Origin of the sequence: Aquicella siphonis (assembly GCF_902459485.1) — a bacterium.
GTDB lineage: Bacteria > Pseudomonadota > Gammaproteobacteria > DSM-16500 > DSM-16500 > Aquicella > Aquicella siphonis.
In genome coordinates this window covers 1396230-1420766 of sequence record NZ_LR699119.1, presented here as the reverse complement: position 1 = coordinate 1420766, position 24537 = coordinate 1396230, and the positions used below count along the sequence as shown (strand labels likewise).

The 24537-nt window shown below is 47.3% G+C and carries 16 protein-coding genes; 11 read left to right on the top strand and 5 right to left on the bottom strand.

The genetic code is table 11. The features are described 5' to 3' along the window. Positions 1-2 precede the first annotated feature (2 nt). From gyrA to AQULUS_RS06700, 4 genes are all read left to right on the top strand, one after another. Complete coding sequence (gyrA, locus tag AQULUS_RS06715; protein WP_148339315.1) at positions 3-2549, top strand: DNA gyrase subunit A; 2547 nt, start codon at positions 3-5, stop codon at positions 2547-2549. After that, positions 2546-3286, top strand: a complete 741-nt coding sequence (cmk, locus tag AQULUS_RS06710; protein ID WP_148339314.1) for a (d)CMP kinase — start codon at positions 2546-2548, stop codon at positions 3284-3286. The genes gyrA and cmk overlap by 4 nt, the downstream gene beginning before the upstream one ends. A gap of 52 nt (positions 3287-3338) precedes the next feature. Continuing rightward, on the top strand, positions 3339-5081 hold the full coding sequence (gene rpsA / locus AQULUS_RS06705; protein WP_148340297.1) for a 30S ribosomal protein S1: 1743 nt from the start codon (positions 3339-3341) through the stop codon (positions 5079-5081). 420 nt (positions 5082-5501) lie between these two features. Continuing rightward, positions 5502-8975, top strand: a complete 3474-nt coding sequence (locus AQULUS_RS06700) for a coiled-coil domain-containing protein (protein ID WP_148339313.1) — start codon at positions 5502-5504, stop codon at positions 8973-8975. A 23-nt stretch (positions 8976-8998) separates the two neighbouring features. Here the strand turns inward: AQULUS_RS06700 and AQULUS_RS06695 are convergent, their stop codons facing one another. The 3 genes from AQULUS_RS06695 to AQULUS_RS06685 form a co-directional block, all read right to left on the bottom strand. After that, positions 8999-9946: a DMT family transporter gene (locus AQULUS_RS06695; protein ID WP_172622766.1), complete on the bottom strand. Its 948-nt coding sequence runs from the start codon at positions 9944-9946 to the stop codon at positions 8999-9001. A gap of 54 nt (positions 9947-10000) precedes the next feature. Next, positions 10001-10840, bottom strand: a complete 840-nt coding sequence (locus AQULUS_RS06690) for an SDR family NAD(P)-dependent oxidoreductase (RefSeq protein WP_148339311.1) — start codon at positions 10838-10840, stop codon at positions 10001-10003. A gap of 119 nt (positions 10841-10959) precedes the next feature. Next, positions 10960-12234, bottom strand: a complete 1275-nt coding sequence (locus AQULUS_RS06685; RefSeq protein WP_148339310.1) for an acetyl-CoA C-acetyltransferase — start codon at positions 12232-12234, stop codon at positions 10960-10962. 230 nt (positions 12235-12464) lie between these two features. Here AQULUS_RS06685 and AQULUS_RS06680 point away from each other — a divergent pair, with 230 nt between their 5' ends. After that, on the top strand, positions 12465-13376 hold the full coding sequence (locus AQULUS_RS06680; protein ID WP_148339309.1) for an SAM hydrolase/SAM-dependent halogenase family protein: 912 nt from the start codon (positions 12465-12467) through the stop codon (positions 13374-13376). Between the two features lie 30 nt (positions 13377-13406). On the opposite strand, the gene AQULUS_RS06675 is transcribed toward AQULUS_RS06680, so the two are convergent. Continuing rightward, on the bottom strand, positions 13407-14681 hold the full coding sequence (locus AQULUS_RS06675) for a heparan-alpha-glucosaminide N-acetyltransferase domain-containing protein (protein WP_172622765.1): 1275 nt from the start codon (positions 14679-14681) through the stop codon (positions 13407-13409). A 145-nt stretch (positions 14682-14826) separates the two neighbouring features. Then, positions 14827-17505: an aconitate hydratase AcnA gene (gene acnA / locus AQULUS_RS06670; protein ID WP_148339307.1), complete on the bottom strand. Its 2679-nt coding sequence runs from the start codon at positions 17503-17505 to the stop codon at positions 14827-14829. A gap of 123 nt (positions 17506-17628) precedes the next feature. On the opposite strand from acnA, the gene AQULUS_RS06665 reads away from it, so the two are divergent. From AQULUS_RS06665 to AQULUS_RS06640, 6 genes are all read left to right on the top strand, one after another. Further along, a complete protein-coding gene (locus AQULUS_RS06665) occupies positions 17629-19224 on the top strand; it encodes a cytochrome ubiquinol oxidase subunit I (protein ID WP_148339306.1) in 1596 nt (531 codons plus the stop codon). 1 nt (position 19225) lies between these two features. After that, a complete protein-coding gene (cydB, locus tag AQULUS_RS06660; RefSeq protein WP_148339305.1) occupies positions 19226-20374 on the top strand; it encodes a cytochrome d ubiquinol oxidase subunit II in 1149 nt (382 codons plus the stop codon). A gap of 27 nt (positions 20375-20401) precedes the next feature. Then, positions 20402-20509, top strand: coding sequence for a cytochrome bd-I oxidase subunit CydX (gene cydX, locus AQULUS_RS06655; protein WP_148339304.1), 108 nt, complete (start codon positions 20402-20404; stop codon positions 20507-20509). Beyond that, positions 20487-21434: an oxygen-dependent coproporphyrinogen oxidase gene (hemF, locus tag AQULUS_RS06650; RefSeq protein WP_148339303.1), complete on the top strand. Its 948-nt coding sequence runs from the start codon at positions 20487-20489 to the stop codon at positions 21432-21434. The genes cydX and hemF overlap by 23 nt, the downstream gene beginning before the upstream one ends. 43 nt (positions 21435-21477) lie before the next feature. Then, positions 21478-22497, top strand: coding sequence for a hypothetical protein (locus AQULUS_RS06645; RefSeq protein ID WP_148339302.1), 1020 nt, complete (start codon positions 21478-21480; stop codon positions 22495-22497). 263 nt (positions 22498-22760) lie between these two features. Continuing rightward, positions 22761-24536, top strand: coding sequence for an SLC13 family permease (locus tag AQULUS_RS06640; protein ID WP_148339301.1), 1776 nt, complete (start codon positions 22761-22763; stop codon positions 24534-24536). Position 24537: the final 1 nt, after the last annotated feature.

Sequence of the window (24537 nt, the reverse complement as noted above, 5' to 3'; positions counted from 1 at the left end):
CTATGGATAATCCAGTCGCCAAAGAAGTCCAAAAAGTTAGTGTCGAAACCGAGTTAAAAAAGTCATATCTCGATTATGCCATGAGTGTGATCGTGGGACGTGCCTTGCCGGATGTCCGTGACGGTCTCAAGCCGGTGCACAGGCGTGTACTGTTTGCCATGCATGAGCTGGGAAATGACTGGAACAAGCCTTATAAAAAGTCAGCCCGTATCGTGGGTGATGTCATCGGTAAGTATCATCCGCATGGAGATACGGCTGTTTATGACACCATTGTGCGTATGGCGCAGCCTTTTTCCATGCGCTACCTGCTGGTAGACGGTCAGGGTAATTTCGGATCCATTGACGGAGATGCGGCTGCGGCCATGCGCTACACCGAAATACGCATGTCTCGCTTCGCGCATGCCCTCCTGGCGGACATCGAAAAGGAAACCGTTGATTTTACACCAAATTATGATGAAAACGAATTAATGCCGGCAGTGTTGCCTACCCGCATCCCGCATTTGCTGGTGAATGGTTCGTCCGGTATTGCCGTCGGTATGGCGACCAATATTCCTCCACATAATCTGACGGAAATTATCAATGCCTGTCTTGCTCTGATTGATAATCCCGAGATAAGCATCAGCGAAATCATGGAACATGTGCCCGGTCCGGATTTTCCCACCGGCGCAATCATCCAGGGTAAAAACGGCATCTATGAGGCATATCATACCGGCCGCGGCCGTGTGGTAGTCAGGGCCAAAACCCATGTTGAAACAGATGAAAAGGCTGGCAAGGATCGTATTGTCATCACAGAACTGCCTTACCAGGTCAACAAGGCGCGTCTGGTTGAACGCATCGCGGAACTGGTAAAGGAAAAGAAAATTGAAGGCATCACCGCCCTGCGTGATGAATCGGATAAACAAGGCATGCGCGTGGTCATTGAACTCAAGCGCGGCGAAAACGTGGATGTTATCCAGAATAATTTATTTGTCCAGACGCAGATGCAGAGCGTATTTGGCATTAACATGGTTGCTTTGGCCGACGGACAGCCCAGGGTACTGAATATCAAGCAGTTATTGGAGGCGTTTGTACAACACCGGCGCGAAGTGGTCACCCGGCGTACCGTTTTTGATTTGCGCAAGGCGCGTGACAGGGTGCATATCCTGGAAGGTCTCGCGGTGGCCTTGCTGAATATCGATGCCATGATCGCCTTGATCAAGCAGGCAAAAGACCCTGGCGAAGCCAAGATCCGGCTGCTTGAGCGTCCCTGGCAGGCGGCGGATACCATTGAGATTTTAACCCGGGCCGGACGGCATGATGCGATTACCCACACAACGGAAATGTATGGTTTGTCGGATGAGGGTTATCGTCTGTCTCCGGAACAGGCACAGGCTATTCTGGAGATGCGCCTGCACAGGCTGACGGGGTTAGAGCAGGACAAGATCATCGCTGAACATAAAGAACTGAAGGAGTTGATCCGGCAATTGACAGAAATCCTTCAGAACCCCGCGCGTCTCATGCAAGTGATACGCGAAGAACTGGATACAGTGAAAACGGAATTTGGCGACGGCAGAAGAACAGAAATTGCCGCCACTGAGGAAGGGGAAGTCTTGATAGAAGACCTCATTCCGGATGAGGAAGTCGTTGTGACATTGTCACATGAGGGTTATGTGAAAACACAGCTGCTGGAAGTGTATCAGGCCCAGCACCGCGGCGGCCGCGGCAAATCTGCCACTTCCATGAAAGAAGAAGATTTCATGGAGTATTTGATTGCGGCGCGTACTCACGATACGGTTTTGTGTTTTACCAATCATGGCAAAGTCTATTGGCTGAAAGTGTATCAGCTGCCTCAGGCTAACCGCGCCTCGCGCGGGCGTCCTATCGTCAACATCCTGCCTTTGGCGGAAGGTGAAAAAGTCAATGCCTTTCTCCCGGTCCGGGAATACCTTGAAAACCGTTATGTCGTCATGGCGACCTCAATGGGATCCATCAAGAAAGTTTCACTAGTGGATTTCTCTCGTCCGCGTTCATCAGGCATTATCGCCATTGCCCTGAATGAAGGAGATTATCTGGTGCAGGCGGATATCACGGACGGCAATCGTGACATCATGTTGTTTACCGATGCCGGCAAGGTCGTGCGCTTCCACGAGTCGAAAGTGCGCTGCATGGGCCGCCAGGCGGTGGGAGTCAGGGGCGTGAAACTGCAGGAAGGCCAAAAGGTGGTTTCTCTTATTGTTTCGCGAGAGGGAGAGATACTGACGGCGACAGAAAATGGCTATGGCAAGCGCACGGCTCTGGATGAATACCGTGTCAGCGGACGCGGCGGCCAAGGTGTCATTTCCATACAAGTCAGTGAACGTAACGGCAAGGTGGTCAGCGCGGTCCAGGTAAACCAGGAAGACGAAGTCATGCTGATTAGCAACAAGGGTACCCTGGTGCGGGTTCCCGCCGCCGAAATTTCCGTCATAGGCCGTAACACCCAGGGGGTGCGTCTGATTCAACTGGGTGAAGGAGAAGTACTGGTCAGTCTCGAAAGGATTGCGAATATCAAAGGAGAACAAAAGGAATGATATTTCGAAATGAACCCGTGATTACCATTGACGGGGCAAGCGGAACCGGAAAAGGGACTGTCAGCCAGATTCTTGCCACCCGTCTGGGGTGGAAGTTTCTTGACAGCGGCGCCTTGTACAGAGTGCTGGCTCTTGCTGCCCAGAAACATAGTGTCGCGCTGGATAATGAGAAAGCACTGGAAGTGCTGGCGGAACACCTGGATGTGCAATTTATTGCCCAGGAAAACCGTGTTTCCAGGATCATACTGGAAGGTGAAGATGTGACTGAGGTTATTCGTACGGAAAAAGTTGGTAACGCGGCTTCACAAATTGCAGCCCTGCCCGCGGTGCGCGCATCCTTGCTCAGCCGGCAGCGTGCTTTCCGCGAAGCCCCGGGTCTGGTTGCGGATGGCAGGGACATGGGCACGGTGGTGTTCCCGGATGCCGAGCTCAAGATTTTCCTCACCGCAAGCCCGGAGGAGCGGGCCCTGAGGCGTTATAACCAGTTGAAGGAACGGGGGATTAGTGTTACCCTTAGCGACCTTATAAAAGAGCTGCGCGAGCGTGACAGGCGTGATCAGGAACGTACAGTGGCTCCGCTCAAACCGGCAGAAGATGCGGTTCGCATTGATACGGACCGGTTGACTATTGATCAGGTGGTTGAGCGCATCCTGTCAGAGATTAAACAAAAAAAGGCCTTTCCTGCTATCTCATTCCCGATGATGATTGAATTCGCTGAGGCCGGGATAGCAGAGTAAGATTATTAACTCTAACCGTTGTAGTTTAGTTGAGGTTCTAGTGAACAAAAATATGGGCGAGTCTTTTGCGCAATTATTCGAACAAAGTCTAACTGATACCCCGATGCTGCCAGGCGCGATTATTTCCGCCACTGTCGTGCGTGTTGAAGATAAATATGTAGTTGTCGATGCCGGATTAAAATCAGAATCATACATTTCCATAGACCAGTTTTATGATGAGGGCGGCAAGCTCGAAATCAAGGAAGGCGATGAAGTTAAAGTAGCGCTTGAAGTGCTTGAAGATGGCTTCGGCAGCACCCGCCTTTCACGCGAGCGTGCAAAACGCCTGGAATCCTGGTCGCATCTGGAACGTGCTTACGAATCCAAGGAAACCATACGCGGCGTGATAGTCGGCAGGGTCAAGGGCGGCTTCACTGTTGAAATCAACAAGGTCCGCGCCTTTTTGCCAGGTTCACTGGTAGACGTCAAGCCCATACGCGATCCGGAAGCGTTTGAAGGCAAGGAATTCGAATTCAAAGTCATTAAGGTCGATCCCAAACGGAATAATATCGTTGTTTCCCGCCGCGCTGTGCTGGAAGCGGAAAGCAATGTTGAGCGCGCAGCCGTTCTTGAAAATATTAATGAAGGCGATGAAGTCAAGGGCATAGTCAAGAACCTGACCGACTACGGCGCGTTTATTGATCTGGGCGGTGTGGATGGATTGCTTCATATTACCGACATGTCCTGGAAACGTATCAAACACCCCAGTGAAATCCTGAATATTGGCGATGAAATCAAGGTCAAGGTATTAAAAATTGATCGTGACAATGTTCGTGTCTCATTAGGCCTCAAGCAGCTGGGCGGTGATCCGTGGCATGATATCAGCCAGCGTTACCCGGTGGGCTCCAAGATCAGCGGCCGTGTGACCAATATTACAGATTACGGTTGCTTTGTCGAAATTGAGGAAGGCATTGAAGGCCTGGTTCATGTGTCTGAAATGGATTGGACCAACAAGAATGTCAATCCCAACAAGGTCATTCACCTCGGCCAGGAAGTCGAAGTCATGGTGCTGGATGTGGATGCTGAACGCCGCCGCATCTCCCTGGGCATCAAGCAATGCACGTCTAATCCATGGGCTGCGTTTGCTGAAAATCATGAAAAAGGCGAACAAGTCAAAGGCAAGATCAAATCCATCACGGATTTTGGCATCTTCCTTGAACTGGATGGCGGCATAGACGGATTGATTTATCTTTCCGACATCGCCTGGAGTGAGACGGAAGCGCAGGATACGCTGCGTAAATATCAAAAAGGCGATGAACTGGAAGCAGTGATTCTTGCTATTGATGTTGAGCGCGAGCGCATTGCGCTGGGCCTGAAACAGCTGGCGGAAGATCCTCTTGCCAACTATCTCATCGAAAATGAAAAAGGCACGGTAGTGTCAGGCAAAGTCGTTGAAGTTGATCAGAAGCATGCTATCGTTGAGCTGGCTGAAGGTATTCGCGGCGTGCTGCGCGCATCGGAAATTTCCGCTGAAAAAGTGGATGACGCGCGTACCAAGCTGAATGTGGGCGATACGGTCGAAGCCAAGATCATGGGCACAGACAGGAAAATCCACGCCATCACGCTTTCAATGAAAGCCAAAGACGGCAAGACGCCTGTTAAAAAGGCTGTCAAGACCGCCAAGCCGGCTGCCGGCGCGGCTGCTCCTGCGGGCAAGAAGAAAAAGTCATCTGAATCAGGTCTCAAAACAACGCTGGGCGATTTGTTCAAAGACCATATCAATGGCGCTGATGACAAGGAAAGCGAGGAAAAATAACCCGAAAATAACCCGAAAATAACCCGAAAATAACCCGCTTTCTTTTTCTCGGAAAAAATTAAAAGCCGCTGTCATGCGACAGTGGCTTTTTTATTGATATTACTTGTAACCACATATACATTTATATCTCTCGTTTCATCAAATAAATAATCCACTTAAATTAATCGCGGTAAAGAGAATAGATACTAATGCTCTTGATTGATTTAGAATGAGTGGTCAATTGTTAGTATTTGTGACTCCATAACATGTAAAAATTAAGTCGCCAAGCTAACATCTTCTAGCCAGTCAGTAAGACTAATAATTAAAATTCATAGAGTTAATCCTGAAGCAAGTTAATGTCCCGCCGTATAAGCCACATAGAGCTATACTATATAGAGCTATACTATAGTTATATAAATAATAATAGCGAGGAGTAGAGCCATGGGATTAAGTCTGGTGACGCATTTAATTGCGGGCGGCGTTGGGGTGGGAGTGGGAGCGATCGCGGGCTCAAGTATTACAGCTGCAATCAAAAATGTACAAAAAGATTGGGCGGTGGCAAGAGTTGGGGGGATCAAGCAAGGCGAAGCAGAAGAAATTGGTCAGCAATTTGAACCCATAATCAGTGCGTTGGGCGAATATTTTCATGCAGCAGGTGGAGAGGAGCTTGGAGAGGATCTAAAGGACGAATTTACGCGATATGCGCGTGAATTATGCCTTCCAGTAAAAAATAAATATGATTATGTGATTGTACCTCATTTAAGGTCATCGTTTAACAGAAGCGATGATGACGTATTAGGAACTCGGGAAGCTCAATTCGAATATTTTGAAGATTATTATGAAATCAAGGGCGATAAAACAGATAAATATGTCGCTCAAGTCAGGATCCTGGATAATTTGCATACGCTAATATTGAATTACATCGATATGCTCAAAAAGCAGCCTGGTGATATATATACGCATGCATTACAAAAACTAGGTCAGGCATTGGAAAATTTACATCAGAATTTCAGATTAATTGTCAGCAACGATAGGGATGTTGCTGTTTTAAACAAGCTGTTTAAAACGAAACGAAATATTCTTGCTGAGAAAATCGAAGAACAAGATCATAAAGTCATAAAGGAAGCGCTGGCTGAGCAAAGACAATTAACGCTGGTGGAATCGTGCAATCAGGCTATTAATAACGAAATTATTGCATTAGGGAAAATGGCTGACTTTTTTATGCGTGCGCTGGATGATAAGGCAAGTAAAACAGGTCGAAATTTAGTAATTGCAAAAATGGAGCAAGGGAAAGTGGAGTTAAAGGTTACTGGTGATCGATTTGCTGAATCGCCTATAGGTAATCTTGTTGCGCATCATCTAAAGCATACTGCGCAATTCAAAAGAGAAGTCGTTACTGACAAGCAGAACAGCTTTAATGAAAGATTTAAAAGAGGCGATTTTGATGTTGCGGTGAGAACACCTGATGGAGTACCAAATAATGTTTTGCCTGAATACATGCAAACCGGGCTTATTCATGCATTAAATGATGAAATTGTCATTTCAAGAAGCAATATGGAAAGAATTGCAAAAATATTTAATTATATGAATCTCGCCATCGCACTTGAAGAAGACATGCGGCATAAGGTCGACAGTTATGGAAGTAAAGGGATAGTTTCAACTGGCGAATTTGAATTGAGAAGGGCCATGATTGAGAGTTTTTATGGCAAAGCCATGATGGAATTTAAGTCGCTAACGACAACACATCCATATTTCAGCAAGCTTTTGGCGAACTTCGCGGATACGGATTTCTTAGATAAGCATCGGGGTGAATTAGTAAGCCAGGACAAGCGCACAGAAATCGCATTGCGTCCTGTTCATAAAGGCGCATCTGAGTTTTTCCCCAAGGGCATCATGTCAGTAGGTGGATTAAGACAGGTTAGAGTACTTGAGAGTGTGGCTTCCGCCTCGTTAAAAGTAAATTCATCACATGAAGAAATTGTCGAGTATGTTGAGGCAAGAAAACTGGATGCAGGCCCTGCCGTTTCACCAATCCCATTAAATTCAGATGAGTTTATTTATAATATGGCACTCATTTGTGCTCATGATGAGGACATGAAGAAAATTTTAATCAGCCAATTGGAAGAAGCGGCAAAAAATATACCAGAAGGTGAAAATCTCCAAATCGACGTCTATCAAGAAAAGCTTAAAACATTAAAAGAGCATATATTTTCACTGGAAACTATTAAACGAAGGCTATCTCCCATTGAAGCAAATATGGGGCTTTTGAAGGATATTATTCCTGGATCAGACATGAATGTATTTAGATTTTCTAGATTAGAAAATCCGGAGTCTTTTGTCAGGATGATTCAGGGAATTGATGATCAAATACGATGTGTAATAGATTATTTAAAAGACAAAGACGAAAAAACTAAGGCGCACTCCGTTGGAACAGATTTGATTCGTGATATGCGTGCCGTTAGAGAGCTGTTGGTTCAACAAAAACAATTGCATGCATTTTATAGCAGAGAAAATGAAATGGCGCCTCTGGTGGAAGCAAAAACGGAATCAGCCAGGCTCAGAAGGGAAATGGAGGATCAGCAAAGAAATAATCAGAAACTTATCCAGGCATTGGAATCTCAGTTGGAATTGACTGGTCAAGTGACAGAAAAAGAGAGGGAAACGCTGGCTTTAAGAATTGAACAATTAAAAGCTGAAAATGAATTGATTTTGAAACAAATTGAAGAGATGAAGAGTGTCACTGGTAATCAGGCTAGTCAAATAATGAGCTTGGAGGGTGCGGTTAAAAAGGGTAAGGAAGAAAATGTTAGAATACAACAAAAATTAAGCGAACTCGAAGAGTTTACATTGGGAATAATTAATGGCCAGCATGAGTTAATTAAAAATATAATCGTCCCTGGAATAGAACAGTTAAAAAGATCGATTGAAACATTTCGGAGTGAAATATCGAAAAATTCTGATAAGCCCGGGCGTGATGAATTGCTTAAAAATCTTGAGCGTGTGGTGAATGAAGAAAGTGCTAAAATGGAGAAATGGATAGAAGAGATTTCATCTAAAATTGCCGAAATTAATATTCCAGAGAATATTTCTGAATTTGTTAAAGCCAGACATACTGAATTAAAAGAATTTCTTGGGTCGCAGAAGCAGACTTTTGATAAATCAATAAAAGAAGTAGAGCAATTAAGAGTGCAGCTGGAATCGGCTCTGAAAGAGATAGAAAGATTAAGACAGGTTCAGGAAGAATTGTCTAGTCAGCACAAAGAAGAAATGAAGAGAAAGGATGAAGAACTTGAGAAATTAAAACAATTGCAAATACAGCAGGCTAACGAACTACGCTTGATGAAAGAGCAACGAGAAAGAGAAGAAAGGGATAAGGAGCAGAGATTGCTTGAGGCGAAACAAAGGCAAGAAGTCGAAAATCTGTCAAGAAAACAGTCAGAAGAAGAAAATCTATCAAAGCTGGCTGAAAAAAATGTTGTAGGGAAATATATGTCTGATGTTTTAAAACACGCCAAACCTCGATATAAAGGCGACACCAAGTATGAGGCATTAAAGCAAATATACAATAAATTTATGAAGTTAGAAGTGACAAGTCAGTCAGATCTGATGAATTATTTTGAGGCTTTCTTGATTGTTGCCATGCAGAAGAGAACCGCATTAAATTTCTTTGGCCGTGAAACGACGACGGGTGCTTATATGGTTAAGGCATTAAATACAAATAAGGAATTAATTAAAATTATTAATAGAATTGAGCCGAGCCTGAATTTGCGCGTTGGCATTAAATATGAAGAGTTAGCTAAGAATCTGGCTGCGACAGCTATTAAAGAAAATAATCCCTTGACCATTGCTGTTAGTCTGTATAGTCAGATAGGAAAAGAGGAGGATCTTACCGTTGTTAAAAGATTCTCAAGATAAGAGGTATATTTAACTAAAATAAATTATGTTTGACGAATGGATATCATGTCGTCATCTAGTTTTTGTTTGTTTGCTTTGGTTGCGTCGGAAAATTTCTGTTCTATCAGGGTGGTCATGGATCCGCCGACGATCACCAGAATGATTCCCCAGGCATGATTCGCAGTAAATTCCAGGTGTTCAAACAGGAGTGAGGAAATCAATGCGAGAATGATTTCGGAATAAAACAGGACCGATATCAGTTGTGAGGAAATATAACTGGCTGCATGAATGATGCTTAACTGCACCAGAAAGAAAAGGACACCGATTAAAAGACCTGTTACCAGGAAAAATCCCGGATAAGGAAGGGATTCGCCGCGAAATATCAGTAGAGCGCCCGTGATGAGGCTGCTGTAGAAAAAATAATAAAAAATGGATAAATCCGGCCGTGCGTCCTGTTGTCTTTCCAGCACCAGCAGTGAAAACGTCATGCATAACATGCTGATCAATACGATGACAAATGAAGCATCGAAGATGTGCGGGTCGGGCGACAGTATCAGTGTGATGCCTGAAAAAGCGCATATGACGGCAGGAAAAATGGACAAGTTTATTTTTTTTCCGAACAACATTTTGCGCAAAAAGGGGATGATGAGCGGAGAGGAATTCAATATGACTAGCGCATTGAATACGCTCATTTGCCGCAGTCCGGCTATCAATGCATAAATGGATCCCAGGCTGAATATAATGCGCAGCAAATAATACCGCTGGTCACGGCGCCATAATTGCCTGAATGAATATCGCCTGATCTTTATGAGATAAACCGCGCATGATAACCCCGTAATACTTTGCAAAAACAGGATTTGATTCAATGATAACTGTTTTCCCGCCAGCTTGGACAGGGATCCCATGAGGACATAGAAGAAAGAGCCAGACAAGGTAATGAGTATTCCCGTTAGGATATTCCTGTCCAGTCTGGATATATATTGTCTTGTCATTTTAACCTGATGCGTAGTCGCCATTCTGAAAACAAGTTTTTCATGGCATGCTTATCATGATTCTGTCCCGGCAGGAGACACGGAAATGACAGTTTCATTCGCCGAAGCTGCAGACCCCGACATGATGCCGCCATCAATGATAATTTCTGAGCCTGTCATGAATCGTGATTCATCCGACGCCAGATATAACGCCGCGTAGGCAACATCCATGGGCGTGCCCATTCTGCGCAGCGGTATGCTTTCACTGAACCGGGCTATGCGCTGGCCGCGCCATTCATCATCGCCAAATTCCTTTTCCCACATATTGGTCAGTATGGCTGCGGGATGAATGACATTGCAGCGTATGGGGTAACGCCTGGAGGCGCAATACATGGCGACGGTTTTCGTGTAATTACGCACGGCGGCCTTGCTGGAGGAATACGCGGCTGATGATGGAATGCCTGTCAGGCCTGAGCGCGAACCAATGTTAACAATGGAACAATTTTCCTGCTTTTTCATGAGCGGAATGACATGCTTGCATCCCAGGAATACACCATCCAGATTGACTTGGTGGACTGTGCGCCAGTCTTGCAGGGAACAGTCTTCCGGATTCTGCGGTCTGTTTGAATTCGCTGGCTGTTCAATTCCGGCGTTATTAACCAGGATATCAAGCCTGCCATATTTCTGCTGGATAAAGTGCATGGCATTCTCCCAGTCGGATTCCAGGGTGACATCCAGTTTGAGGTAAATCATGCCTGCATGAATGTCCCTCGCTATTTTTGCTCCTTCTTCAGCAGGACGGCTTCCCGAAATGATGACGTGTGCACCATGTTGTTGAAACAGTTCGGCAATGGTTTTGCCTATGGATTGTGTGCCGCCGGTGATAAGCGCAATTTTGTTGGGAAGTCTGTTCATGTCTTGACTCGATGTTCATGTTATCAGTAGTGTATTTGGTATGATAAATGACCATCGCAGAAATTCAATGCCTGCAATTGATAACACTGTTTACACAATGAATATAATGGAGAGTGGCGCTAAACCGCTTCCAGTATCGCCGCGACCCCCATGCCGCCCGCGGTGCAAATGGAAATCAAGCCTTTTCCGCTGCCTTTTTGCCGCAGCATTTTTGCCAGGCTGCCTACAATGCGGGCACCGGTTGCAGCGAACGGGTGTCCCAGCGCGACGCTGCCGCCCTTGATATTCATTCTGTTTCTGTCAATGGCGCCAAGCGGGTTGTCGCGGTTCAGGATGCGCTTGCAATAATCGGCAGATTCCCAGGCTTTCAGTGTGCATAAAACCTGTCCCGCGAATGCTTCATGAATTTCATAATAATCGAAATCCTGTAATGTTAATTGATTCCGCTTCAGTAATTCACTGACGGCGATGGTGGGGGCCATCAGTAACCCTTCGCCATGCACGAAATCAACAGCGGCCACTTGTGCATCCACAAACCGCGCGAGTAAATCCAGGTTCCATGCTTTAGCGGATTCTTCCGAAGCGAGAAAGACTGCGGCGGCGCCGTCGGTGAGCGGACTGCTGTTGCCCGCTGTTAACGTGCCAGCTTCGGTTGTATCGAAAACAGTCTTGAGGCTGGCGAGTTTTTCAAGCGAGGTATCCGTGCGCAGTAAACCATCTCTTTTCAAGCCCATGAATTCAAAGACCAGTCCGTCATAAAATCCTTCTTCATATGCTTTCACGCCGTTCTGATGACTGAGCAGGGCAAGCTCATCCTGCTCGGCGCGGGAAATCTTCCATTCCTTGACCATTTTTTCACAATGCTCTCCCATGGAAAGCCCTGTGCGCGGTTCCACAACGGCGGGGTAAATAGGCTTGAGATCAGCGGGCCTGAGTGCTGCCAGGGCTTTCATTTTGTCGGAAAAACTCGCTGCATTTTTCAAGGCCAGCAGCTTTTGAGCGAGTGATTTTTGTATCATGATGGGCATGTCGCTGTTTGAATCAACGCCTCCCGCAATACCATTTTCCATCTGGTAATTGGCGATTTTCAAAGCGATTTGCAAGGTTGTTTCCAGGCTGGTGCCGCAAGCCCTTTGCAGGGTATACGCAGGCGTATGTGGATCAAGCGTTGTGCCCAGGACGGATTCCCGCGCGAGGTTCCAGTTGAGGGAGCTATTGATGACGGCTCCCAGCCCCACGTCACCCAGAATTTTTCCATCCAGATGCAATTGGGTAACCAAGGCCTGTAATGCGGCAGTCATCAAGTCTTGCGTGGTGATCTCGGCATAGCTGGTCAGAGATTTTACAAATGGTGTTCTTGCGCTTCCTGCGATGAATACCGGCCGGGTTTTCATGGGATGTCCTCACAATCATGGGGGTTCATTCTTGAGTTTAGCATAAACCGCAGCTTGCATAGCGCATTGTTTAGTCATTCATTAGTGGTAACAATGACTTGCGGACTGATCCTGCTGAGGTATGATGATTTGCGTCTGTGAGTGCCTGTCAAGCCATGTTTGACAGGCACAATGACGGCATGTATGTCTATTCTGATTATTTTTGTCGTGCTGGAGTACGAGGAGAAACGATGAAATCTTTCGTGGTGAGAACAGGCTGGTGGATAGCGGTATGGTATCTATGCGCATTATCCGCCGTCTATGCTGCTTCCGGAATCGTTGTATTTCAAAGTGATTTCGGTGTGAAAGACGGCGCGGTCAGTGAAGTCAAGGGTGTCATGTATTCGGTGAATCAATCTTTGCTGGTGTCTGATTTGACTCATGAAATACCTCCGTTCAACATTTGGGACGCAGGTTACCGTCTGTTTCAGACGGCTCCGTATTGGCCCAAAGGAACTGTTTTCGTGAGTGTGGTAGACCCGGGTGTGGGAACCGCGCGGCGTTCAATTGTTGCGAAAACCCGAACCGGGCAATATTTTGTCACGCCTGACAATGGTACGCTGACCCTGATTGATGATGCGATTGGAATCGAGGAAGTCAGACTGATTGATGAATCGGTGAACCGGCTGAAAAAATCCGGCGCGTCTTATACCTTTCACGGGCGGGATGTTTACGCTTATACAGCGGCAAAACTCGCTTCCGGAGTCATTTCATTTGCAGGTGTGGGGCCGGTATTAAAAACTCCTATCGTCAAGCTGGTTTATCAGAAGCCGGTCATTTCGGATCATAAGCTGACAGGCGCTATAGTCATTCTGGATCCGCAATATGGAAATCTATGGACGAATATCAGCCAGGATATGTTAAACCGGTTTGGTCTGGAAAAAGGGAAGAAATATAAGATCAAAATATTTCAGAACCAGCAGGTCAGATATGAAGCTGTGCTGCCCTATGTCACAACGTTTGGCGCTGTGCCTAAGGGGGCCGGGCTGATTTATGTCAACAGCCTGCTGAATCTCGCCATCGCAATTAATCAGGGAAATTTCGCGGCAACGCATGGAATCGGCTCTGGCGCAGGATGGAAAATTGTCATCTCTCCTGTATAAATAACATCGGTGTACGCATGCGGTCTGGTGCTAAAACATTCGCCATATCGAAGATTTTGGTTTGCCGGATTTGAAATTGTGATAGCGTTTGCATAAGTAATAAAGCAGCATCAATCCGAGCAGCCAGAGTGTGATGACACCGGATGGTTCAGTCAGCGGCGCCGGGAGGAAACGCGAAATACCGTAATAGATAAACCAGTGCGAAATAAAAAAGAACAGCGCGCATTGACCGAATATTTTGACAGGTTGAATCAGGCCCATCAAACGGGGAACGTTTTGTTCCGCGAGATGCCACATAATAATACCCAGCAGATTCAATCCCAGGGACCATAAAAAATAATCGATGCTGGGCGGGTATTTTGACACACAAAAATAGGAAGCCAAGGAAGCATGATCTGCGGCCGCCAGCAGTTTATAATCACCTGCGTTCAGCCAGCCTGAAAGAAAAGCCGTTCTGGCCAACAGCCAGGCCAGCAAAAAGCAAAGTGCAATGCGTAAGAGTATCTTGATGCTTTTGTCTTTGTGCTGATAGAGAATTTGCCCAATGATCATGCCAAAAGCGACTGCCGGAAACCAGGGTATGGGAGTAAAGTTGATATCGATATCCACACCATGATGATAATTCCCTCCCAGTACCAGTGCGCTCATCCAAATCCCGGGCGCCACCATGGCATTTTGCAGGCTGCTTATCATAAACTGCAGGGTGCCGGTTATAATGATAATCAATGAAGCGGGGAGAAGGTATTCAACAGGATATTTCCTGAGCGCAGGCAGTGTCTTCAATTTTAGAATGAACAAATACAACAGTGATGCGAGTATCATGTTCGTGCCTAACGCGATCAACACGCCGACATACAAATAAATTTTCTCTTCAGCTAGAATTTCAAAGCATTGCAACAAGGTCAATTGAATGAAGATCAGCAGTAAACCGCGCTTGACGAGATAGAGGCAGGTTTTTGACTCAGACCATCCCTCCTTTAACCTGGAATGGAAAAGAAAAATCAGTCCCACTCCCATCATCATGAAAAATCCCCCGGCGGCAACAGTTGAGATCAGTATCTGCTGCAACATATCCAGCCAGGAAGTGCCTTCCCATACCGGCGGGCGGTCCCAGGCGATATTGGAATAATATGTTACGCCGGTATATTCACGGCAATGCAAAAAAGCCATGAGCATCATGATAAAACTTCGCTGCATGTCCATGGCGCTGAAACGCGGGTTTGGAACAATCTGGCGTGCAGATTGCCTGGAAATGGGAAACGACCCGTCGGCAATATTGTCAGGTCTGGCTAAGGTACGAAACACGGTTGCATCCTCGCGTGATAAAGTGCTTCCGGCAAAAATGGCCGCACAACTGAATATCCGCCTGGCTCTGACGGCCAGGCGGATGTTGATGCGCGTCATTCATGAGAATAGCCGCGCGCATGCCTTCAGTGTTTATTACTACACATCAGACTGTTTTTAGCATGTTGCGTAACACAAACTGCAAGATTCCGCCGTGGCGGTAATATTCAATTTCATTTTGTGTATCTATACGGCTGATCAAGCGGAATTCAGCCTGGCTGCCATCCTGACGCCGCATGAGGGCGGTGATTTCTGCCCCGGGTTTCATATCATCATGGATACCCTTGAGAGTGATGATCTCGGTTCCATCCATGTTGAATGACTTGCGGGTCTCTCCTGATTTGAATTGCAGAGGCAATATACCCATGCCTATAAGATTGGACCGATGGATGCGCTCAAAGCTTTCCGCGATGACCGCTTGCACGCCTTGCAGCTTCGGACCTTTTGCCGCCCAGTCGCGCGATGATCCTGTGCCATACTCTTTTCCAGCGATAATAACCAGCGGAATGTGATCTGATTGATAGCGCATGGCAGCATCGTAAATCGACATGACTTCACCATCGGGATAATGTTTGGTGATGCCTCCTTCCATGCCGGGAACCATTTCATTGCGAATGCGAATATTGGCAAAAGTGCCGCGCATCATGACTTCATGGTTTCCGCGGCGTGCTCCGTAAGAATTAAAGTCCTTGACTGCCACGCCCTTGGACTGCAGATATTTTCCCGCTGGGCTGTCAGGCTTGATGGAGCCGGCGGGAGAAATATGGTCGGTGGTGATGCTATCCCCCAGCAGGGCAAGTATGCGTGCGTTTTCTATATCATGAATTTTTCCAGGCTGTGCGCTCATGCTGGAGAAAAACGGCGGATGCTGTATGTACGTGGAATCTTTCTGCCAGGTATAGGTTTCACCGGCGGGTACCAGCATGGAGCGCCATTCGGTGCTGCCAGCAAATACATCAGCGTATTGTTCGCGAAACATTTTACTGCTGACTTTGGCGACTTCTTCCGCCACTTCGGTGTTGGATGGCCAGATGTCTTTCAGATACACCGGCTTGCCCTGCGTGTCCTTGCCGACAGGTTCACTGGTCAAGTCTATGGAAGTTGTGCCGGTCAAGGCGAAAATCACGACCAGAGGAGGGGAGGCAAGCCAGTTTGCCTTGACTTGCGGATGGATGCGTCCTTCAAAATTACGGTTGCCGGAAAGCACGGCGGAGACGATCAAGTCATGGTCTGCAACGGTTTTGGCGATATTGTCGGGCAGGGGACCAGAATTGCCTATGCATGTGGTGCAGCCGTATCCAACATTGTCAAATCCCAGCTGGTCCAGATATTTGTCCAGTCCGGAGGTCTTCAGATACTGTGTCACCACCTGGGAGCCTGGCGCAAGCGATGATTTGACCCAGGGCTTGCGCTGCAAGCCTTTTTCCAGGGCTTTTTTGGCTACCAATCCGGCCGCCATCAGCACACTGGGATTGGATGTATTGGTGCAGCTGGTGATGGCGGCGATGACGACATCCCCATGATGCATTTCGATGCCATCGGCGGTTTTATACGCGGTATGCTGTTCCCCTGCGCGATTCGCATCGGTCAATAGTTTCTCAAAAGCAGGTTTTAACTGCTTGAGTTCAACGCGGTCTTGCGGACGCTTGGGTCCGGCCAGGCTGGGTTCGACCTGGGATAAATCCAGTTCGACGATATCAGTAAACACCGGCTCGCTACTGTTTTTTTCATGCCACATGTCTTGTGCTTTCGCATAAGCTTCCACGAGTGCGATAGTCTGTTCGTCACGTCCGGTCAGGCGCAGGTAATCCAGGGTGGCGCCATCGATAGGAAAAAAACCGCAAGTTGCGCCATATTCTGGCGCCATGTTGGCGATGGTGGCGCGATCTGCGACAGGCAGGTCAGCCAGTCCGCTGCCAAAATATTCAACGAACTTGCCGACCACGCCTTTTTTGCGCAGCATTTGTGTCAGTGTCAGCACGAGATCGGTCGCTGTCACGCCATCCTTTAGTCTGCCGGTAAGTCTGACACCTACAACTTCCGGAATCAGCATGGAAATCGGCTGGCCAAGCATGGCGGCTTCCGCTTCGATTCCGCCTACGCCCCAGCCTAGCACGCCCAGTCCGTTGATCATGGTGGTATGGCTGTCTGTGCCGACCAGGGTGTCAGGATAAGCAGTCTGTTGCCCGTTTTTATTTTCGTGCCAGACGGTTTTCGCCAGGAACTCAAGATTGACTTGATGGCAGATGCCTGTATCCGGCGGAACGACTCTGAAATTTGCAAATGCTTTCTGTCCCCAGCGCAGGAATGCATAACGCTCGTTATTACGCTCCATTTCCATGTGAGCGTTGATCTGCATCGCGTCCGGCTTCGCAAACGCATCAACCTGGATGGAATGGTCGATGACAAGATCAACCGGCGAGAGGGGATTGATCCGTTCCGGATCACCGCCCATGTTCTTGATGGCGTCGCGCATGGCGCCCAGGTCCACCACGGCGGGAACGCCGGTAAAATCCTGCATGAGCACGCGCGCCGGCCGATAGGCAATTTCACGGTCGGATTTTTTTGTTTCAAGCCAGGCGGCGACCGCCTGAATATCTTCCTGTCTGACTGTGTCGTTATCTTCATGCCGCAACAGGTTTTCCAGCAGGATTTTCAAGGTATGCGGCAGTCGTGATATGCCTTTGACGCCTGACGCTTCCAGGGAGGGAAGGCTAAAATAATCGTATTGCGTATCATTTACTTTCAGCTGGCGCAAGGTTCCAAACGAATTGATAGAAGTCACCGGGCAAGTCTCCAAAATCGTTACTTTATTTTAAAATATGGCGTATTATATACATGATTTTGTATAACGTTACATCCTTAAATGTGTAGCTCCAAATGGTGAAGCTGTGAATAAGGAGTAATTATGCTGCCCTCCGCTGATGTGGTCATGTTGTCCAGGGTTCAGTTCGGCATGACTGCCTTGTATCATTTCCTGTTTGTTCCTCTTACGCTCGGCCTCTCCACTCTGCTAGGCATCATGGAAACGATTTATTTCATCACCAACCGCCCCATATGGCGCACCATGACTCAGTACTGGGGAATTCTGTTTGGTATCAATGTTGCCATGGGTGTGGCAACCGGAATCACCATGGAGTTCCAGTTTGGAACAAACTGGGCTTATTATTCCCATTATGTAGGAGATGTGTTTGGCGCGCCCCTCGCGATTGAAGGCTTAATGGCTTTTTTTCTTGAAGCGACCTTTGTGGGCGTGTTCTTTTTTGGCTGGGACAAAATGTCACGCGGCGCGCATTTGATTGTGACCTGGATGCTGGCGCTGGGCGCAAGTTTTTCCGCCTTGTGGATTCTTATTGCCAACGGCTGGATGCAGCATCCCGTGGGTGCGCATTTCAATTTTCATACCATGCGCATGGAGTTATATGATTTTTACAGTGTCATTTTCAATGAAGTGGCACAAGCAAAATTTGTCCATACCATCAGCGCCGGCTATGTGTGCGGTTCAATGTTTGTCATGTCACTGAGCGCTTATTTTTTGCTCAAAGGACGTAACATTGAGTTTGCCAAGCGTTCGATGACGGTGGCAGCGGCATTTGGCCTGGCGTCAGCGCTTTGTGTCGTGGTTCTGGGTGATGAAAGCGGATATTTGACGGGTCTCAATCAGAAGATGAAAGTTGCGGCCATAGAAGGAATGTGGGATACCGAACCCGCACCGGCACCGCTGACTGTCATTGGTTTCCCGGATCAGGACAAGCATGAAACCCGGTACGCGCTTAAAATTCCTTATCTTCTGGGATTGATCGCAACCCGTTCCATCCATCAGCCGGTTTATGGAATCATTGATCTGGTTGCTGAAGCACGCACCCGCATTCGCAGCGGTATCCTGGCTTATAGCGCCTTGTCAGCCCTGCAGATTGATCCCTATGACAAACACGCTGAAGATATCCTGGATGCCAACCAGGAAAACCTGGGCTACGGCCTTCTCCTCAAACAGTATACTGACGATGTCTTGCACGCGGATTCCGAGCTGATCAACAAGGCGGCCTGGGATACAGTCCCGGATGTATTCACTCTGTTCTGGACATTCAGGGTCATGGTAGGGTGCGGCTTCTTTTTTATCGCCTTGTTTGCCACCGCGTTTTATCTCGCGCAGCGAAGACGGCTAATGCAAAACCGCTGGTTTTTATGGCTGACATTACTCAGCCTGCCGCTGCCCTGGGTCGCGGCGGAGATGGGCTGGGTCGTGGCGGAGTACGGCCGTCAGCCATGGGTCGTGGACGGTCTCATGCCAACGTTTATGGGCGTGTCTTCCGTTTCGGCGTCCAGCGTGTGGATTTCACTGTGCGGGTTTGTCTTTTTTTATACCGTGCTTGCCATAGTAGAATTGTATTTGATGGTTAAATACATCAAGAAAGGGCCGGACAAGTTATTCAATCCTGATGATTTTAGTGTGCATCCTCGTCATGAATTGAAAGCATCAGCTGTCTTGAACACGGAGGGATAACATGCTGGATTTTGAAATGTTACGCGTCATCTGGTGGCTTTTGCTCGGTATTTTGTTCATGGGATTTGCGGTTACCGATGGATTTGATCTTGGCGCTGCCACATTACTGCCCCTGGTCAGCAGGGACGACACAGAGCGCCGGATTGTCCTGAATACCATAGGACCGGTCTGGGAAGGCAATCAGGTATGGATCATACTGGGGGCGGGGGCGATATTCGCGGCATGGCCATATGTTTACGCAGTGGCATTTTCCGGCGCGTACTTGCCGGTGCTGCTGTTGTTGCTGAGCATGGGCATTTCCCGGCCGGTAAGCTTTAAGTACCGCAGCAAACTGCCCAACCTGTTTTGGCGCCGCACCTGGGATTGGGTGGTTTTTTTTGGCGGAGTGGTACCTTCCATTCTTTTCGGTGTTTTGGTCGGCAACATTTTGCAGGGCCTCCCTTATTTTTTTGACGACACCTTGCGCATTTCTTATAGCGGTTCTGTTATAGATCTGCTGAATCCGTTTGCATTGTGGTGCGGAATCACCAGCCTGGCTATGTTGACCATGCATGGAGGGCTTTATCTGGCGGTCAAGACGGAAAACCCTGTACGTGACCGCGCGATATTCTGGTCCCGGGTTTCGGCTTTTTTGCTGATTCTTTTTTTTGCTGCGGGCGGCATCTGGGTGGCGAATGCGCTGAACGGGTATCTTGTGGTCAGTGGTGCGAATCCGTATGGGTATTCAAATCCTCTGCATAAACAAGTCATTGCCGAGACTGGAGCGTGGCTGAAAAATTATTCGCTTTATCCCTTATCCATGATTGTTCCAGCCCTGGGTTTCGCTGGAGCGCTGGGGGCGTTGACGACAGCACGCTGGGGGAACAGCCGTTTTGCGTTTTTCTGCAGCAGCATCAGCATGATAGGGATAATTGGCACGGTCGGGGTCAGCATGTTTCCATTTATACTGCCGTCGTCTTCCAATATGACTTCCAGCCTTCTGGTCTGGGATGCTTCTTCCAGCCAATTAACATTGCTGTTAATGCTCGCGGCCGTCGTTATTTTTTTACCCATTGTGCTGATCTACACGGCCTGGGTTTACCGGGTTCTGCGCGGGAAGGTGAGGCGTGACACGATAGAAAAAGATGAACGTCATAATATAGCCTATTAATCCATAACCATTTTAACGGGAGGATTTATGTGGTATTTTGCGTGGATTTTAGGTACCGCATTCGCATGCAGTTTTGCGGTGTTTAACGCACTTTGGCTAGAGTTGGATACTGATGATAAACAAGACGGCTTCTGAGAAACCACAAGCAATTAACCCTGAATTATCCGTTTCTTCTGTTAAACAATTTTTGCTGGACTTGCAAAACCGGATTTGCCGTTGTATCGAACAGGAAGATGGCAAGGCCTTATTCGTGGAGGATAAATGGGAGCATAAAGAGGGAGGCGGGGGATTGACCCGCGTGTTATCGGAAGGCAGTGTGATTGAAAAGGCGGGTGTGAATTTTTCGCATGTGCATGGAAAACAATTGCCGCAGGCCGCGACCGCCCGCAGGCCGGAGCTTGCAAATTCAACTTTCCAGGCTTTAGGTGTTTCTGTTGTGATTCATCCGCTTAACCCCTATGTTCCGACATCCCATTTTAATGTGCGCTTTATTCTGGTTGAAAAAATGGATCAACCGCCATACTGGTGGTTTGGCGGAGGATTTGATCTCACTCCGTATTATGGTTTTATGGAGGATTGCTCTCATTGGCACCAAATGGCCAAAGCAGCGTGCGATCCGTTTGGTGATAAAGTCTATCCACACTACAAACAATGGGCGGATCAATACTTTTTTCTTAAGCATAGAAATGAGCAGCGCGGCATAGGCGGAATTTTTTTTGATGATTTGAATGAATGGCCTTTTGAAACATGTTTTGCCTTCATGCGCAGCGTGGGAGAGCATTTTCTCAAAGCTTATCAGCCTATAGTCGCGAGGCGCAAGCATCAGAATTTCACAAAAAGCGAGCGTGATTTCCAGTTGTATCGCCGCGGCCGCTATGTGGAGTTCAATCTTCTCTATGACAGAGGCACATTATTCGGGCTGCAATCCGGCGGGCGCACGGAATCCATTTTAATGTCGCTTCCGCCATTGGTGGCATGGCAATATGACTGGCGTCCTGTTCAAGGCTCGGCTGAAGCAGACTTATACGAGATTTATTTGACTCCCAGACAATGGGTCTGAATGGTGTTATTACCTGTTTGACAAGTGAGGCAGAGATACTTTTATGCTGAGACAAGTACTAAAGCCCATGCTTGGCTATGGCATCAGCGATATGCTGCATTTACGCGATGATATTGTCCGTTATCGTCTCGCGCCTTCCGAGCTGAACGCTGTCTTGCATCAACTGGCGGCTTCTTTTGACAAGAAAATTGCCGATGAAAACATTAATACATTTCATACGGTAATTCGCCATGGCAAGCGGTTTGTCATTTGCCCCATGAGCAAGGATGCGGAAAATGAAAATAATGAAAACAATCTCCCTTTTATCTGGGATTTGCTGAAAAAATACTATCAGGACCCTTCTTTTCACTCAGACAGTATTTTATTGATGCCTCTGCGGCTGTGCCGCGGCTATTTAAAATTACCGCCCGTGATTCAGTTATTCAAGCGCAAACATGCTGTTCTGGTCGAAGTGGATCTGAATACTAAACGCATACAGGTACATGATGCGCAGGATTCCGTGCGCTGGTATTGCTATCCTGACAAGATAGCGGAAAAAATAAGTGTGTTGCCTGAGTCGGTTCATGACCAGTTCAGATACATTCCCGCCGAAGATTATCATGCTTATAACAGACAACGCGATGATTACTCCTGTGGTTACTTTGTGCATGCCTATGCAGGACACATATTGAAGACCGGAGCTTCTGCGGGATGCGGTGAAATCACTTTAAACATCGGCCGTGACTTCAAGGACAAGTATCAATTCATGCGGGCTAACCATGTTTTTTTCGGGCAGGATGATTCAGATGTTAGCGAGTTGACCGGAGATGATTTTACCGATCTTCTTCATGACTGGCTGGTCATTGAAAAACAGGATGTTGGCGATGCGTTATTGCAAGACTGGTCAGACGTAACAACTCGCGGGGCAGTTTTTTTTCAGGCTGAGGATGCCTCCCTTTTGGAATTTACCAGGCTCTCAGCCGTATCATCAATTTTTTATACAGACCAGGCGCAGGCGACTTCAACAGCGAGTCGGGAAGAAATTGAAAGCGAACGGCAATCCACATTATTGAAAAACGGTTGATACAAGCCATGCCAGAAAAAAACTTTATTACTCCTGACGGCAACGCCGTCACTTCTGATTAATTTATTTGATATTTTTCTTTTTCTGTCAATTAAATCATCCATTCAGGACTCCGGATTTCAGATATCCTGTATTGCAACAAGATACCGCTTCGTCTCATCCTTATTTCTTGTTATCTTAAAAACGATGGACACAGGCAAAAGGTTTTAAGGGCATGCAAGCCTGATTGCCCGCGAAATGGCATATCAATGCAGGGATCGCCTATGTATCAGCCATATATATTATTTGGGATATTAAGTGTCACGCTGGGATTATTTGTATTGGGGTACTGGCGGTATGATTTCGTGGCGTTATTTGCGCTGGTGGTTTCAGTTCTGACAGGCATTGTCCCATTTGACAAGGCGTTTTCAGGTTTCAGTAATCCCGCGGTCATTACTGTGGGGTGTGTCATGGTGATCACCTATGCGATTACCCAATCCGGCGTATTAAACGTTGTTATCACAAAACTGGAATTCCTGTTTAAAACGCCGACCATCCATATCGGTTTTTTTACGACGATGAGTGCTGTTCTCTCTGCGTTCATGAATAATGTAGGTGCGCTGGGGCTTATGATGCCGATCTCAATCCAGTCATTTATCAATAATAAAAAATCTCCATCCAGTATTCTTATGCCAATCGCATTCAGTTCCGAGCTGGGCGGATTGATAACTGCCATTGGGACACCACCCAATCTTCTGATTTCAAATTTCAGGCATGAGTTAACCGGGAGTGCTTTTGGTTTGTTTGATTTTACGCCTGTAGGTTTGTTGCTGGCCATTTTGGGAGTGGCATTTATTTCCCTGATTGGGTGGAGACTGGTTCCTGAGCGGGAAAAATTCAATAAATCGGAAGATTTATTCCAGATATCCGATTATACGACGGAAGTAAAAGTACCTAAGGGTTCGCCGCTATGCAACAAGACGGTCAAGGAATTTTATACGTCCAGCAGCGCCGATTTCGAACTGGTTGCGATTATCCACAAAGGCGTTAAAAAATTCGCCTTCGGTAAAACCGATAATATTCATGCGAATGATATCCTGATCATACAGGCGTCTCATGAAAACCTGGAAAAAATACTGGAATCCAACAAGTTAACGCTGGCGGGCGACAAGCCGTTTTCATCTGCTGAATTATCCAATAGCGATATCATTACCCTGGAAGCGGTGGTGCCGCCCGGGGCTTATATTGAAGGCCGTTCGGCGTCCATGATGAACTTGCGCACGCGTTATTCCATAAATTTGCTGGCTCTTTCGCGCAAGGGCATTTCCTTCAGGCAGAAATTGAATGATATCAGGTTTGCCGCCGGAGATGTGGCGCTTTTGCAAGGCAATGCCGAAACCCTGAGGGATACAGTCGTTGATTTCGGATTTTTACCTCTCGCAAGACGTGATATTAAAATCGGGTTATCACGTAAAAGTTTTTTGCCGTTGTTTTTTTTCGCTGTTTCCATCGCTCTCGCGGCTTTTCAGGTTTTACCCATAGCATTTGCATTTGTGGTTGCGGTGCTCGCGCTGGTGATATTCAAAGCCATTCCGGTGCATAGCCTGTATCGCGGCATTGACTGGTCGGTATTATTGTTATTGGCGGCGATCATTCCTGTCGGCGGCGCGATTGAGTCGACTGGCGCGGCGGATATGATTTCTGACGGATTCATGAAAATTGCAGGGCAATACCCGCTGGCAATAGTGCTTGCTCTGGTCATGTTTATCACGATCACACTGTCGGATTTTATGAATCATGCGGCGACAGCCATAGTGATGGCGCCAGTTGCGGTTAAAATTGCGCATTTTTCACATGTCAGTGTCGACCCTTTCCTGATGGCGGTGGCGGTGGGAGCATCGTGTTCTTTTCTCACGCCTATTGCGCATCAAAACAATACCATTGTCATGGGTCCGGGCGGTTACCGTTTTTTTGATTACATACGCTTAGGATTGCCACTTGAAATACTGATGATTGTTGCTGGCGTACCCCTCATTTTATGGATATGGCCATTAAGGTAAT

Bases quoted from the DNA above. Each gene is read 5' to 3' on its own strand.
- gyrA (WP_148339315.1), top strand. From the start codon at position 3: ATGGATAATCCAGTCGCCAAAGAAGTCCAAAAAGTTAGTGTCGAAACC.
- cmk (WP_148339314.1), top strand. From the start codon at position 2,546: ATGATATTTCGAAATGAACCCGTGATTACCATTGACGGGGCAAGCGGA.
- rpsA (WP_148340297.1), top strand. From the start codon at position 3,339: ATGGGCGAGTCTTTTGCGCAATTATTCGAACAAAGTCTAACTGATACC.
- AQULUS_RS06700 (WP_148339313.1), top strand. From the start codon at position 5,502: ATGGGATTAAGTCTGGTGACGCATTTAATTGCGGGCGGCGTTGGGGTG.
- AQULUS_RS06695 (WP_172622766.1), bottom strand. From the start codon at position 9,946: ATGACAAGACAATATATATCCAGACTGGACAGGAATATCCTAACGGGA.
- AQULUS_RS06690 (WP_148339311.1), bottom strand. From the start codon at position 10,840: ATGAACAGACTTCCCAACAAAATTGCGCTTATCACCGGCGGCACACAA.
- AQULUS_RS06685 (WP_148339310.1), bottom strand. From the start codon at position 12,234: ATGAAAACCCGGCCGGTATTCATCGCAGGAAGCGCAAGAACACCATTT.
- AQULUS_RS06680 (WP_148339309.1), top strand. From the start codon at position 12,465: ATGAAATCTTTCGTGGTGAGAACAGGCTGGTGGATAGCGGTATGGTAT.
- AQULUS_RS06665 (WP_148339306.1), top strand. From the start codon at position 17,629: ATGCTGCCCTCCGCTGATGTGGTCATGTTGTCCAGGGTTCAGTTCGGC.
- cydB (WP_148339305.1), top strand. From the start codon at position 19,226: ATGCTGGATTTTGAAATGTTACGCGTCATCTGGTGGCTTTTGCTCGGT.
- cydX (WP_148339304.1), top strand. From the start codon at position 20,402: ATGTGGTATTTTGCGTGGATTTTAGGTACCGCATTCGCATGCAGTTTT.
- hemF (WP_148339303.1), top strand. From the start codon at position 20,487: ATGATAAACAAGACGGCTTCTGAGAAACCACAAGCAATTAACCCTGAA.
- AQULUS_RS06645 (WP_148339302.1), top strand. From the start codon at position 21,478: ATGCTGAGACAAGTACTAAAGCCCATGCTTGGCTATGGCATCAGCGAT.
- AQULUS_RS06640 (WP_148339301.1), top strand. From the start codon at position 22,761: ATGTATCAGCCATATATATTATTTGGGATATTAAGTGTCACGCTGGGA.